Origin of the sequence: Chitinophaga agri (assembly GCF_010093065.1) — a bacterium.
Classification (GTDB): domain Bacteria; phylum Bacteroidota; class Bacteroidia; order Chitinophagales; family Chitinophagaceae; genus Chitinophaga; species Chitinophaga agri.
On sequence record NZ_CP048113.1, the window covers coordinates 4,053,861 to 4,068,170 of the forward strand.

Consider the following 14,310-nt stretch of genomic DNA (forward strand, 5'->3'; position numbering starts at 1 on the left):
CGTTAACCACAATCAAACTCCCCATGAGTAACCCGAGCCTCAGAGATTATATCTTTAAAGATCCCAGTAACCGCCCTTACGTATGGACTGCCGTTATCGGTATCATCGTGCAGTTATTATTCTTCAAATACCTGTATCCTTTTGCCAGCTATATCAACGGCGACTCATACGCCTACATGCAAACAGCCCACGAGAATCTCTCGATTAATACCTACCCCGTAGGTTACTCCATGTTCATCCGGCTGTTCAGCGTCTTCACCCACTCGGATACTGCACTGGTAGTGTTCCAATACCTGATGCTGCAGGCAAGTATCCTCTCGCTGGTATTCACTTTATTCTATTTCTATCATCCACACCGGTACACCCGTATCGGCCTGTTCGGATTTATGTTATTTAACCCGGTCTTCCTGTACCTGGCCAACTATGTATCCAGCGATACCTTATTCCTGTCTCTCAGCCTGACCTGGATCACCCTCCTGCTGTGGATCATCTATCGCCCATCCCGGAAACTCATGATCTACCATGCGCTGGTACTGTTCCTCGCCTTCACTGTACGATATAACGCACTCTATTATCCACTCATTGCCGGCATTGCCTTCCTGCTGTCCAGACAAAGCTTCCTTCAGAAAGTGGTCGGACTGGCAGTATGCGTAATACTCATTGGGAGCTTCATACAGTACAATAAGTACAAGTACTATGAAATAAGTAAGAAAAGCATTTTCACGCCCTTTACGGGCTGGCAAATGGCCAATAACGCGATGTATGCCTATAAGTTCGTACCTAAAGCCGAACGTAAACCAGTGCCTAAAAAGTACCAGGTGCTTGACAGCATGATCCGGGAGTATTTCGACAGCACAGTTGGTAATCCGCGGCACCCGGAAGAAAACCTGGTGGCCAGCACGGTATATATGTGGACACCAGGCGCTCCTCTACGGACCTATATGCAGAACCAGTTTAAAAAAGACTCCACTGCTCCCGAACTGAAACGCTGGGCCACAGTAGCACCGCTGTTTGAAGAATACGGCAAATACATCATCAAACAATACCCTGCTACCTTTGCCCGGTTCTACCTCCTCCCCAACGCCCTGAAATATTACGCACCGCCGGTAGAGTTCCTGGAATTCTATAGCACGGGGGTCGACAGTGTCCATCCCATCGCCCAGATCTGGTTCGAATATAAGAGCAACAAGATCGACACGAAGTTCAAAGACTTTAAAGTCGACATCCTGAACTATTACCCCATCCTGGTCGGGACCATGAACGTGATCTTCTTCCTCGGGATGATCGGCTTCCTGGTGTTACAGGGGTATAAACAACAGCCGCTCATGGGTAAAGGTCTGTTACTGGTGGTCTGTCTCTGGCTGACCAACTTCGGATTCAGTGTCTTCGCATCCCCCATTGCCCTCCGGTTCCAGATGTTCCCCATCCTGGTGATGACGGCCTTCGCCTTCCTCTTCATGGAATTTGTGATCAAAGAGGCGACAAAGAAAGAATGATCCGAACCATTCCCGGCTGTTCTCTGTTATATTGCAAATCCCGTTAAGATGTGGGCATTTTCACCAGGAGATGCGAGATTAATCCCGCTGGAGGGGAAACGTATCGGGACTACCAATACCGCCCGGATACCCGAAGAATATCTGCAGTTATTACTGCCTTATGCCAGGGTACATTGCTGGCAGCAGGGACAGGTATACGTACTCTCCCAGCATATGACCCTGGGCCCTTATTCCCTTTGGATCCACGACGTAGTGACCTATGGCGAGCAGGACATTTTGCCTTATGTACCGCACCCGTTATACACATTGCACTATATGTTTGAAAGCGGACTGAATGTCCGGCTGCCCCATTCGGATCCGTTCCGGCTGGAAGAGGACACCTGTAACCTGTTCTACCTGGAACCGGGTGTCAGTCAGCTGCCGCTGGAGGAAGATGCCAAAGCCCTGTCCGTCAACATCAACATCCTCCCGGAACATATCACCGCACTTACACAGGACTTCCCCGATCTGACCAGACGACTCAAACAGATCCGTTCCGGCAACCAGGTCATTAACAAACAGCCTTTTACGGTGAATGCGGTCAACCGTTTACTTATCAGTAAGATCCTCACCTGCCGGTATCTCCGTAACGACGCTGCCGTATTCCTGAAAAGATGTTGCACCGATCTCTTTAAGATCTTCTGCCAGGAATACACTGAAACAATGGTGGTGCCTCCGGCTGATAATGAAGGCTATAATAAGGTCTTCGATTACATGCGGGCGTATCCACACACATCCGTTGAGCTGCGCCATTATTCCCGCTTATTCCGCATCGCAGAACATGAAATTGAAGCCGGTTTCCTGGATTATTTCTCCATCAGTATCCGGGAATGCCATTATATGCTGCAAATGATGACCGCTTTTGACCTCATTGTACAACAGCGGCTCTCGCTGCGGGAGATTGCTATGAGAGTCGGAATGGACACAGAAACGATGATTACGCGGATCGAGGCGTATTACAATTATAAAATAGCGGCCCAGCGAAATTAAAGAGCCCCCGCAAATGCGGAGGCCCGTTCACTAACCCATCAAAATCACACTTGCAGTGCTACACTTCAACCTCTCTGGGCATCTGATTACCAGGAGTGTCTGTTGCGATCGCAGTGATCACACTTCCCGGTGCAGCCGCATTATCCACAGTGGCAGTGTATGTCCAATCCAGTCCGTTATCCTGCAAGATGGCATCACCTGCTTCGATGACAGCACCTGCGGCAGTGCGGATTGACACCTTTACCGACACCAGTTTAAAGTCATCGTATGCACGCACCGTGATCACATCACCAATGCCACCCAGATACTTCGTTGTATCAATGCTTTCAACTACCGGCAACTTAAATGCGTCTCTCATTGCCATGTTGTATGCACTCTGATCAGGACCGGCCGCTTTTTCATACATTGCCTTCTTCACCGGATCACGCAATACAGCCTTTGCGTATAAAATAGATTTCTTGAAACGTTGCTGTACTTCTATCTGTGCATCTGTGGGAGGAATATTGCTCCTGCGTCTTTTCTTCCCCAGGATGATATTACCAGAACGTCTTTTTGTTAATGTCAGCATGTCGGCGATTGTACCGGATGCTCCCTTTAATAAGATATTGTCTGTTGATTTAGCCATGATAAAAAATTAAATACGTTTAAACCCATACTGGCAGGGACTTTGAAGCATGCTTGTTCGTCGCTTGTTCGTCGCTTCGCCGTCGCTTGTTCGTCCAAACCAGCTTTTTACTCACTGAAAACAGGCGATGTTCGAGTGAAGTAAAAGGCACCTCTCTTTTACTTCCGGTGCAGCCTCTGTATCGCCGGTTGACAATGCAATGTTACGGTGGAATGGGAGTACAATTTCTGAAAAATGGATGCTACTGCGTCAGGTTTGCGACGTCGACGCAGTGAGTGTGCGATGAAAGAAAAATCATCTTCTTTTTTTAAGAAAAATATGATCACAATGATCGTCGTACGTAATTTTTATTTTAACTTAGTAGTAACTAAAACAGTTACCCGACGCTTATTCGCACTATTTAAAAATTTATGTTTGATAGCTCAGTTCAAAATAATCATTGACAAACCAAAGAAGAAGTATCCATCCAATTGCAAAACCCAAATAGTCGAATCAAGACGTCAATAAAAATCACACAAATGAAATACACAAACACCTTGCGCTTGCGCAACACACATTCCAGCCGCGTATTACGCGATCTCGCAGACCGACTGCAACCGCAGTCAAACAACATTCCCCTCTCCATCATCGCTTGCTCTTCCTACGTTCTACTACTATATTCCCTAGTCCTACGACTACTACCTTCCCTACTACTACTATCCCTTTAATCTTCAGGCGCAACGCCTACACGCAATGTCCTTCCTCAGGACGACAAAAGGGTGCTATTTCCAATTTTACTAACAATATTTAATTACTGCTCCGTGCTTCCGGATGCAGCTAATTAAGGCTATGCTATGGCCTGATTGACTGTTCCCGGATGAACGGCTCAATGAGCATATCATGAACTATATCATCCATTTAAATGCCTTTTTTACAAAGGCAGAAGGAGACCGTTGGCTTACACCATACCATCAGAGCCTGTATCTCACATTATTCAGATTGTGGAATAAAAGCAGGTTCAAACATGCCATCACCATCTACAGAGACATCACTATGGCAAAATCAAAAATTGGTTCGAAGGGCACTTATTACAGGTGTTTAAAAGATCTGGCCAATGCAGGTTATATCCATTATTACCCGTCGGGCGTAAGATTCGAAGCTGCAACAGTGACGATCGTACCGTTTCTCGACGTGGAGCAGAGTAATACAGGCGCACGAGACATGGACTTAATAAAGTCCACATCCGATACCGCACCGGTACCACATATGGACCCAATAGGTACCAGATCTGATACCGGATCGGTACCGGATGTGGTACACTTTCCTAAACAGGAAGAAAAAAGATATATAAACAATCATACAAACGGCATACACGCAATCAATAATAAAAATGACAGTTATCACAACGCAACGGAGGATGACTATCAGCAGCCATTTTGACTATAAAGAAGTCTTACGCAGACTGCAACAGAAAGGCCAGGAATCTTTCGGGCGTCATTTCCGTTTATTGAAAGAAGACCTGCCGGTCATTATACCGATCGTCGCCTGGATGTTACGTGACGAAGAAGTAGCCGGGCAATGTAAGATCGATCTCAATAAAGGCATCTATCTCGCTGGGCCCGTCGGAACAGGAAAAACTCAACTCATGCATCTGATGCGTTGTCTCACCGACAGGCATTACGATTATGAGGTATATAGTTGCCCAAAAATTGCGATAGACTTTGCCTATAGCGGTATTTCCGCCATTCTGCCATACACATACAGCAATATGGATGTCAAACGAAGCGTTGCTGCGATCTGTTGTTTTGACGATCTGGGTAAAGAAATCGTAAGTATCCGGTAGACAGCACCTATGTAATGATTTTGGAGAGCGTTACTTTTGCTTCGTGATCCAGATATGAGGTAGGAGCTCTTTGATTCTGTTGATGGGATGGTCGTTAATGACCATTAAAACGTCCTTTAGCCAAAGGCTGGGATTAATGTTATGTAGTTTACAGGTTCCGATCAGGCTGTAGAGCATTGCAATTCGCTTTGCTGATTCATGGCTCCCGGCAAAGAGGTAATTCTTTCGGCCTATAACAGTCGCTCTTATAGATCTCTCAGCCGCGTTATTATCTGGATGTAGCTTTCCATCATACACGAAGGCACAGAGTTTATCCCAGCGTTTTATACTATAGGCAAGGGCTTTTCCTATCGGGCTTTGTGGAAGTACCTGCTTGTATTGGTCTTCCATCCAGCTTCCTAATTTCTTCAGTATAGGTAAGGAGTGCTTCTGTCTTGAAGCTGCTCGTTTTTCATTGTCGTGATTTAACGCCCTGCTATCGCGTTCAATCTGATAGACGAGCTGTAACTGTTCCAATACATATTCTGCTCTTTCTCGGTCGCTGTAAATAGCGTCAGAGAAGTACCTTCTTGCATGAGCAAGACAGTGGATCAATGTTATATTATTGGTGTCAACGATGCTATTATATGCAGAGTAAGCGTCTGTTTGCAGCGTACCATAAAAATCTTTCAGCATTTCTGCGGGTCCTTCTCGGCCACGCCCGGGTTGATAATCAAAGACAAGCAGCTTGTTAATACTATCCTGATAGAGCCAGTAATACCCCCGATGAGTGCTCCCTTTCTTATCCTTGTCGAGCACTGGTACCGAGTCGAGTAGGCAAGGGCATTTCAGCCCAAGCCTCTCACAGCACCGTGCGTGATAGTCTCCCATCACACGGCGCTTCCAGATTAGCAATACAATTAATATGGGCGAATAAATGACCAGTGTTCAAATAATCGGGGATTGGTTTCGTAGACTCTTACAAGCCATATATGCGCCCGTCCCTTTCCAAGTTTTCTATTTTCCATTATCCATCTTACCAATTTTAGATTTAGCCAGTACCACAATCCATGTGTTGTCCACTTTGAGTATACACAATAATACTGATACCATCCCCTGATTTTAGGGTTTAGTATCCTTGCGATGTTCAAAATCGTGCCTTGGAAACGTCTTCTTACTACCTCTCTCACTTTTTGCCTAACTGCTTTTTTAGACGAGTCACTCATACACGGAAAATACATAAGTTTCCAGCCGTTCTTAGTTGGTCTGCCTAATGGTCGAAAAGTATAACCCAGAAAGTCAAAGCTTACACTTCGATGTGCTTCAGTATGTATATGATTTTTGCAATAAACTATACGCGTCTTTTCCTCATTCAGCATCAACTGACAATCTATCATCCTCCTGGTAATTGCACCTTTGATGAAATTTGCCTGTTTTTCTGTCGTACAGTGTATAATTGCATCGTCACAATACCGTTCAAAAGGCATGTTTGAGTGATTCTTTTCCATCCATTTATCAAATACAAAGTGAAGGAAGATGTTAGCTAGTAGCGGGCTTATTACTCCTCCCTGAGGAGTGCCCTTTTCCCCACGTCTAACTTCTCCGTTACACATAATTCCAGCCTTAAGCCATCGCTTAATATACATTAGAATCCATTTCTCTTTTGTATACCACTCGATTGCCTTCAACAACAGTTCGTGATCTATACTATCAAAAAACGCTCGAATATCAATATCAACCACCCAACTATAATAACCACACCGTGCAGTGGCTTTCTCCAAGGCCTGATGTGCATTCTTACCGGGACGATATCCATAACTATCCTCATGGAAGCTGCCTTCCACGATAGGTTCAAGATAATTTTTCACAACCTGTTGAGCTATGCGATCTGATATTGTAGGTATGCCAAGAATACGCACACCGCCAGATTTCTTTGGAATTTCAACGCTTTTCACAACTGGCGGGTAATAACATCCAGATGTCATTCTGTTCCAAATCCGATATAGATTCTTTGACGCATCAATCGAAAAATCTTCTATACTTTCTCCGTCGATTCCACCACTTGCATTATTTTCCTTTACTTTCTTGTAAGCATCCAGTACCATTTTCTTGGTCACCGGATGTTGCTTTGTTTCATAATAATCAATCATCCATTTTACTGTTGTTGGTTTTATAAAACTAATCTGGCTAAGCCCTTCCCTCCACAGCCATTACAGCAGCTTCAATAGTACTACGACTTAGTCCGCCTCTGTACAGGATATTGGTATTTAACCTTGCGGTGTCTCCGCTTGAATTGTTCCCTTTGCACTCCTGTACAAATTCCCTTGTTCCATTAAATCGCCTGATTTAGTGTCCTGCTACCTATGTACCGCCTGTCATCTAGCCAACACCAGGTTACTGTCGCTAAACTTAATTTGTAGGTAAGAAACTGTTACCTGCTTTCGACAGAATAAGTGCGATATCGATACTTTACTATGGCAGTTCACTTTCGTTCAGCTCACTAAATCTTACCTGACAGATTAATTCTGCCTTTTCCCCTATCGCTCAACACCTTTTCCTTTCGTCCAAAGCATCATAGGGTGGTTTGTAAGGTATGCCTGTCATCCCTTACGGTGGGCCTGCCACCATCAATCTAACAGCATGTAACTTTTCATGTTACTTCAAGGCACACTGTCTCATCAGCCTGCAAATAGTCAGCGTTGAGTACTTCTGTTACCAGCGCTCTGTATATAGGAGTAATTAACGCAGCTGTCTTAGCAAAACCATCACTCAGCGTTGAGTATGGTAGCTTTATGCCATCTCTTTCCAGACGTTGTTGCTGGCGATGCACGGGGAGATGATCGCAGATCTTCTCAACAACCAGTTGAGCCAGTAAGCCTGGCCCCATCATCGATTTTGCAACTGGTAATGTTGGCAAAGGTCCAACAATAATTTTTGACGACGTCTCATCCGCAGATGGGAGAAGGTACTTGTTACGGATGTAACGGACTACATAAATTTCAGCGGGTTTGTATTCCAGCACTTCAGTTTCAGTGGTGCCAATATGTTTACTACCAGCTGGTATATGGTCTGGATCTATAATTACATCTTCTCTTCGTAAGTGAGATGGTATGGTATGACGGCTATCTCTGGCTTGAGTCGCATCTTGTTTTACAACTTTCACATAAGTCACCTTCTTTGCATCTAACACGTTGCAAACAGCAGCAGATTGTTCTGTTGGAATATCGAGTGCCAGTTGATTCTTATCTGCGGGAATAAATCGCTCCTGACGAACTCCGAAAATCATCTTCTTGAGCTGATTCAATTCATGCTGCAGCTGCTCAACCTTGTTGATGGCAGACTCATAGAGCTGTTTGTAATCATTATCTTCTGCTGACGTACTCATTGCAATTGCAATGTTATCACATGTAAATCAATTATTTGTTAGCGCGATGTTAATGATCGGCAGATTGTCGAAAATACCGCCTGCGGTACTGGACTTTATCCATCTGAATGCCTTGCAGAATAAGCATCAATTGTGTAGAAGTAAGCGAAGACTGTACCCCACCTGGTTTGGGAATCTCAAATGTTCCCTTCTCAAGCCGCTTGTAATAAATCGCAAATCCATCTTGCTGCCATTGAAGTAGCTTGATATGTGTAGCTCTGCGGTTAAAGAAAATATAGACATCCCCGGTTAAAGGATCCAAATGCATCTGTTGATTGACAATAGCCGCCAGTTTGTAAAAGCTACTACTTATCATGATTGGCTGAGTATACAGAAAATACCTGCATGAGGACGAGAGTGCCAGCATTTATTTACTGTTTAGTAGCTCTTTTAGCATGTCTGTATTGACCGCCGAATGAAAAATTATCCTGTTACCTGATAAAGATATCACCTCCGCGAATGGAAGTGCAATATCTGGTATACTCGCCTTAGAAGGTGTGAGCTGAATGAAATGTTTTCGTCTGGGAACTTTTGCAGGAGTGGCAAACTGCTTCCTCCAGTTCTTGAGCATGGAGACCGTGATTCCATGATTATCACAAAACACTTGCATCTTTACGTTTGACTGGCTCCATTGCATCGCGATATTCTTCTTCTCCGATATTGTAAATGAACGTATCGTGGAATTATTGGATGATTGCATACAGGGCATATTTAAACAACGCAAACATAAACCCTCAGACTTACATGCCGAAGATGCTGTCTACCGGAACCTTACAAGAAATCGACACACAGCATTATGGCAATAAGTGCAAGGTAATGGAACAGATCATGCTGGCGAGATATGAACTATTCATACAAAAAGGCATTATCACACACGCTACATCCAGTATGAATACGCTGGCACTGGAAGAACGCTATGGAGCAGGAATGAGGAGCAGGTTCCGGGAAATGTTTAACAAAATAGGCTTTCCGAAGACTACTCCGGACAAACGAAAAAACCATTTACAATAAAAGAACACGCATGACAAAACAAACAACAAACAGACATATACTTAAAAAGATCCGCAGTCATTCGAAAGAAAAACTGCATAATGACCCTGCATTTAAAAAGCTGCGGGAAAACTGGAATGATTTCACGACCGCTGCAAAAGCAGCAAAACTGATGCGCACAGTGATGGAAAGCATACAGATCCCTGTGCATGACAGAAAAAGACATACTACACTGACCAAGATCTTCAAAGCGCTACTGCATACGGATAAGGAGTCCGCGCCGGGACAAAAACGCATGGCAAAGACTGACTTATCCAAGCTCGGGCATGTGGAACTGAATACCGGCATCTGCTTTGACGAGCTGTTTTCATTCGTCCTGGGATCCATTAGAACTGACCGGGATACGGGTGAAGTAGACATCAATGTATTGTATGATAATACCGATAAAAAAAAGCCTCCTGTGGAAGACGCCACACACTTTGAATTATGTATTGGATTAGCAGAAATAGACTTTGAAAAAGGAACACATCATCTTTCAACGTCGACGTCAGGAATTAAGCTTATCACAAACAAAAGAAAGCTGGACCTGCATTTTGACTTGGAGAAGCCAAAGGAAAGCGATAATAAGTGGTGGTGTTTCTTCGCCGTTAATTTTTATAATAAAAGACAACGGCTAAAAGACTGTGCTATTATACTGTTTGGGGTTCTTGATGCACAGATGAAATTCGCTTTGATTGTCGCACCTGCGCCCACAGCATCACCCCAAACACAGCAGCTAACAGAAAGCTAAATGGGCGTAAAGCTACCAAAATGAATATTATCCTGGACCTGTACAATGACCATACTGTATCACGGTTGTCATTATATGGGCCCAGGTTCTCCGCTGGTAGTTCGGTGCCACTCCTGACCACTTACGCTAAGCTATACTCTAACCTGTCCTTCCATTTTTCCCAATCAGGCATCATTTTGTTTTGAAGATTCTGAAATGCCCTTGTATGATTATGGTGCACCAGATGACAGAGCTCGTGAATAATGACGTATTCTATACTTCCTTTGGGAGCCTTAATAAGCTCGGTATTCAAAATGATTTTCCCTTTAGGCGTGCAGCTGCCCCAGCGCTTTGACATAAAACGCATTGTCAATATTGGCATTGCTATCCTGTATTGCTTAAATTTTGGCAATGATTCTTGCAATAATTCATTGAAGACTTCCTTAGCTCTTTCTTTATACCATTTGTTCAACTGCTCCTTCAATGCTGCTGGTTGATTGTTTACGGTATACATCCATAGTTGTCCACGATACGCCTTTACTATATTCTTTTCATCCGGCACAATTTTTAATCTGTATTGGCGCCCCAGATAAAGGTGTGTTTCCCCATTAATGAATCTCCTGGGAGGTGTAGTAGGCTTATAGGAATTGAAATAATCGATTTGCTTTAATATCCAGGGAGCTTTCTGCCTAACCTTTTTTATTAGATCTACCTCTCTGGCGGCTATGGGCGCTAAAACTTCTACAGTTCCTTCAGGATTCACTATTATGCGTAATGACTTCCGTTCCTGATAGTGAAGCGTAAAATCAATAAGTCTGCTACCAAACATCAATTGATATTCCATTAGCTCTTATATTTTATTTCCGCCACTTTGATGCATGCTTCTATTAGTTGATCAATATGATCGAAGCTAATATCCAAATCGTACTTTGCTTTAATTTCATACAACATATCATCTATCTCGATTCGCATTTTACCTTTGATATCGTCGTTCTTCTGCCAATCAACTACAGCAGATCCATTATCAAATATATTTGCTTTAATTATTTCTTCAATAGCTACTGCAATTTCAGCAGCTATGTCAAGCTTGTTCGATTTCTGTGCTAAGTCATCTTTCAATTCTTCAACTACCAGGTTGTAAAAAGCAATAGCGATGGGGTTATCTTTTATGGCTATAGGAACATTTTCCCGTTTATCATTAAAGAAGCTATTTTCAAATTCAGTAGTTCTAGCCAGATATTCAGCTTCATTAATCCGTTGCTGGTGATAATCTTCAATAGTTCTTTTAATCAACTCAGATAACTTCTTATAATAAACCGGATCTTCATCCATTCGGATGTTGATCGCTTTTATAGTGCGGCTGGCAATATGATCTGCTTTTGCAGCTTTACCAGTAATCTTTTCCAAAACCGCCTGCCTTTCCTCTTTATTGAAGATATTTACTAACTCTGTAATCTTAAGTACATCACCTTCAGAAGTGATATGCTTGTCAATTAACTTTTGTACCTGTGACTCATATTCTTTATAGTTCAATTCATCTGAGTAACGCCGTTTTACAGATACTCTTAAGGCCAGAAAGAATGCAGCATCTTTTTTGTATTTTTCAATCTGCTTTTCCGGTGTAATACTACTAAACTCAACATTAGAAAGAGCTAATCTTAAAAATCTTGCGTATAAAGAGAGTTTGTCGTAGAAGCTATGCCGTTTTGCTTCATCCGCAAGTAGTTCTTCATAAGCGGGTTCATCGTATTTATTCTTTATTTCCTTGAAAATGTCCCAGAGTTCTGAATGAACTTGAGGGAGCTTTTCTACTTCATTAATAATCTTGATAAGAGAGCCTGCCAGTTCTTCCTGATCGTACTCCTCCAGGCCTGCATATGTATGTAATGCATCGTCCAGATTCTCCAGGTTGCCGTAATAATCAATGATATACCCGTAATCCTTGCCTGGATACAACCGGTTCACCCTTGCTATTGCCTGCAGTAAAGTATGTTCCTTAAGGTTTCTTGTAAGATATAACACCTGGTTACGTGGTGCGTCAAAACCTGTCAACAACTTGTCTACTACAATAATAATTTCAGGTTCTTCCTGCTTTTTAAAACTGTTTATGATAGCCTTTTCATACTTCTCCGCATTCCCATATTTATCCATCATTGATTTGTAGAAGGATTTCACTTTATCATCGCTTTCTTCAAAAGCATCCTCTTCCCCTTCCCTGTCATCTGGTGGAGATATCAGTAACTCAACAGACACTTTTAGTTGTCGGTTTATTTTTCCTATTTCAATGAGTTTTTCCCTGTACCTAAGGGCAGAAAGCTTATTAGGTGCTACTAACTGAGCCTTAAATGGTGTCTCTTGTATATTGTCTGTAAAATGCTTTGTTATGTCCCATGCTGTATTCTCAATAAATGCAAGCGACTGCACAAGTTTGTTCCTGGCAGAAAATTTTCTTTTCAATGTTACCTTCCCATACTCTGTCAATGGTTCAGAAACTCTGTCAAAAAAAGTGTCTAAAGGCTTTTCGTTCACATGCATAATATTATGTCTTCCCTCGTAGAGCAGTGGTACGACGGCTTTATCAGCAACCGCATCAGCTATTGTGTAGATTGTTCCCGGTACAATACCACCAAATTTATCAGCAGTACTTTTTTCCCTTTTCATTAGCGGAGTACCAGTAAAGGCAATAAAGCAAGCATTGGGGAAAACCTTTCTAACTTTAACACCCATAGGCCCATAATGACTGCGATGTCCTTCGTCCACTAATACAAATATCTCGGAGGAATCAAAACTTGCCACGGCTTTATTGACCAGAGATTCAAACTTATTTACTATTGTGGTGATAATAGCATCATCAGACTGTAACAAATAGCCTAATAAGCTGGAGTCCTTTTTAAACTCCTCAAGTTCTTTTTCGGTCAGCTCTTCACCATTAAATTTCTTAACAGCTTCCTTTGAGGCTCCTTTGGTTGCCTGTCGTACCAGTTTATGGCATTTCTTAAAAGTGTCAGTTATCTGGTCGTCGAGATCTACCCGATCGGTTACTAAAACGATTCGCGGATTTTTAATATCCGGATGCATGGCGATAAGCTGCGCCAGCATTACCATAGTTAATGATTTACCACTTCCTTGTGTGTGCCAGATAACTCCACCCTGTCTTTTCCCATCAGATGGCACTTTACTTATACGATCCAGCGTTCGTTTCACTGCGAAGTATTGTTGGTAACGGGTCACTTTTTTAGTGCCATCATCGAACAGGATGAAGTTATACATCAAATCCAGCAGTCGGTCTTTACGACAAAGGTTATATAATAGCCTATCCTGTTCTGTAACAGTAAGCTGTTCCTGTTCCAGCTGATTGAAGTATTGCAACACGTAACGAAAACGTTCTTTGAAGAGTACTGTTTTGTCGTTATCTGGTAATGATGAATTTTTAAGCTGCTGTAAGGTTTGTGTATAACGCTGCTCGTCCTGTAGGCTCAGGAACTGCTCTCTCCATAGACTCCAGAATTCTTTTGATGTTGCGGTGGTTCCATACACAGCTTCGTTTACCGCTAACCCAATTACCATATTGGAGTAATGGTATAGTGAACGGATACCATCCTCCTTTTGATTGCGCAAGTGTTGCTCAATGCTCTGGTTAATGGGGTCTTTGATCTTCGGGCTTTTACATTCAATCACCACCATGGGAATACCATTGATAAACAGTATTATATCAGGACGATATGTATCCGTTCTACCGGAACGAAGTACCGGAAATTCCTCTGTAATATGGAATACATTATTCTCTGGGTGTTCCCAATCTATGTATTTGAAGGAAAAACTTTTCTTATCTCCCAGCACTGATTGTTCAAAGCTTTTCCCCAGTGTAATTAGCTCATGAAATGTTTTGTTGGCAGCAATAAATCCATCCTGCAGCGGCAAATCTCTTAAAGCCAGGATAGCGTTGTTAATGTTAGCTTCGCTGAATGCGAATTCTTTTCCTCTGTATTCGATCTTATTGATCTCTTCGAGTTGCTTCTTTAAAACTGTGTCCAGCAGTACGTTGGAGCTGCGGTTACCACGGGCTTCCAAGGCTTCTTGTGGGGTAAGATAGCGATAGCCCAATTTCATCAGTAGTTGCAGGGCTGGAATCTGGGAGATGTGATCTTCTATGAATGATGGGAGTTGCATGATTGT

14 protein-coding genes are annotated in these 14,310 nt (G+C 42.9%); 6 read left to right on the forward strand and 8 right to left on the reverse strand.

All coding sequences use genetic code 11. The annotated features are described in order from the left end of the window. Positions 1-23 precede the first annotated feature (23 nt). Entirely contained in the window at positions 24-1,496 is a 1,473-nt protein-coding gene (locus tag GWR21_RS16055; RefSeq protein WP_162332736.1) for a hypothetical protein, read from the forward strand. A gap of 48 nt (positions 1,497-1,544) precedes the next feature. After that, entirely contained in the window at positions 1,545-2,525 is a 981-nt protein-coding gene (locus GWR21_RS16060; protein ID WP_162332737.1) for a hypothetical protein, read from the forward strand. 58 nt (positions 2,526-2,583) lie between these two features. On the opposite strand, the gene GWR21_RS16065 is transcribed toward GWR21_RS16060, so the two are convergent. Continuing rightward, complete coding sequence (locus GWR21_RS16065; protein WP_162332738.1) at positions 2,584-3,150, reverse strand: hypothetical protein; 567 nt, start codon at positions 3,148-3,150, stop codon at positions 2,584-2,586. Positions 3,151-4,029: 879 nt separating this feature from the next. On the opposite strand from GWR21_RS16065, the gene GWR21_RS16070 reads away from it, so the two are divergent. Next, on the forward strand, positions 4,030-4,569 hold the full coding sequence (locus GWR21_RS16070) for a hypothetical protein (RefSeq protein ID WP_162332739.1): 540 nt from the start codon (positions 4,030-4,032) through the stop codon (positions 4,567-4,569). Then, complete coding sequence (locus tag GWR21_RS16075) at positions 4,547-4,972, forward strand: P-loop NTPase family protein (RefSeq protein WP_162332740.1); 426 nt, start codon at positions 4,547-4,549, stop codon at positions 4,970-4,972. The genes GWR21_RS16070 and GWR21_RS16075 overlap by 23 nt, the downstream gene beginning before the upstream one ends. A 30-nt stretch (positions 4,973-5,002) precedes the next feature. Here the strand turns inward: GWR21_RS16075 and tnpC are convergent, their stop codons facing one another. From tnpC to tnpA, 5 genes are all read right to left on the reverse strand, one after another. After that, positions 5,003-5,770 (reverse strand): IS66 family transposase, encoded by a 768-nt coding sequence (tnpC, locus tag GWR21_RS16080; RefSeq protein WP_162330896.1) that lies wholly within the window; start codon positions 5,768-5,770, stop codon positions 5,003-5,005. A gap of 101 nt (positions 5,771-5,871) precedes the next feature. Continuing rightward, entirely contained in the window at positions 5,872-7,101 is a 1,230-nt protein-coding gene (ltrA, locus tag GWR21_RS16085) for a group II intron reverse transcriptase/maturase (RefSeq protein ID WP_162330087.1), read from the reverse strand. Positions 7,102-7,601: 500 nt separating this feature from the next. Continuing rightward, positions 7,602-8,336 carry an IS66 family transposase gene (locus GWR21_RS16090; protein WP_162330898.1) on the reverse strand — a complete coding sequence of 245 codons (735 nt, stop codon included), beginning with the start codon at positions 8,334-8,336 and terminating at the stop codon, positions 7,602-7,604. Positions 8,337-8,385: 49 nt separating this feature from the next. Next, entirely contained in the window at positions 8,386-8,742 is a 357-nt protein-coding gene (gene tnpB, locus GWR21_RS16095; RefSeq protein WP_262888451.1) for an IS66 family insertion sequence element accessory protein TnpB, read from the reverse strand. Continuing rightward, complete coding sequence (gene tnpA / locus GWR21_RS16100) at positions 8,743-9,075, reverse strand: IS66 family insertion sequence element accessory protein TnpA (protein ID WP_162330025.1); 333 nt, start codon at positions 9,073-9,075, stop codon at positions 8,743-8,745. A gap of 44 nt (positions 9,076-9,119) precedes the next feature. Between tnpA and GWR21_RS16105 the strand changes: the two genes are divergently transcribed. Together GWR21_RS16105 and GWR21_RS16110 are read left to right on the forward strand one after the other, a co-directional pair. Continuing rightward, positions 9,120-9,386, forward strand: coding sequence for a hypothetical protein (locus GWR21_RS16105; protein WP_162332741.1), 267 nt, complete (start codon positions 9,120-9,122; stop codon positions 9,384-9,386). A gap of 10 nt (positions 9,387-9,396) precedes the next feature. Then, positions 9,397-10,155: a hypothetical protein gene (locus tag GWR21_RS16110; protein ID WP_162332742.1), complete on the forward strand. Its 759-nt coding sequence runs from the start codon at positions 9,397-9,399 to the stop codon at positions 10,153-10,155. A gap of 121 nt (positions 10,156-10,276) precedes the next feature. Here GWR21_RS16110 and GWR21_RS16115 read toward each other — a convergent pair whose 3' ends face one another. Beyond that, positions 10,277-10,978 carry a M48 family metallopeptidase gene (locus GWR21_RS16115; protein ID WP_162332743.1) on the reverse strand — a complete coding sequence of 234 codons (702 nt, stop codon included), beginning with the start codon at positions 10,976-10,978 and terminating at the stop codon, positions 10,277-10,279. Further along, positions 10,978-14,304: a type I restriction endonuclease subunit R gene (locus tag GWR21_RS16120; RefSeq protein WP_162332744.1), complete on the reverse strand. Its 3,327-nt coding sequence runs from the start codon at positions 14,302-14,304 to the stop codon at positions 10,978-10,980. Before GWR21_RS16120 ends, GWR21_RS16115 begins: the two co-directional genes overlap by 1 nt. Between the last annotated feature and the right edge of the window lie 6 nt (positions 14,305-14,310).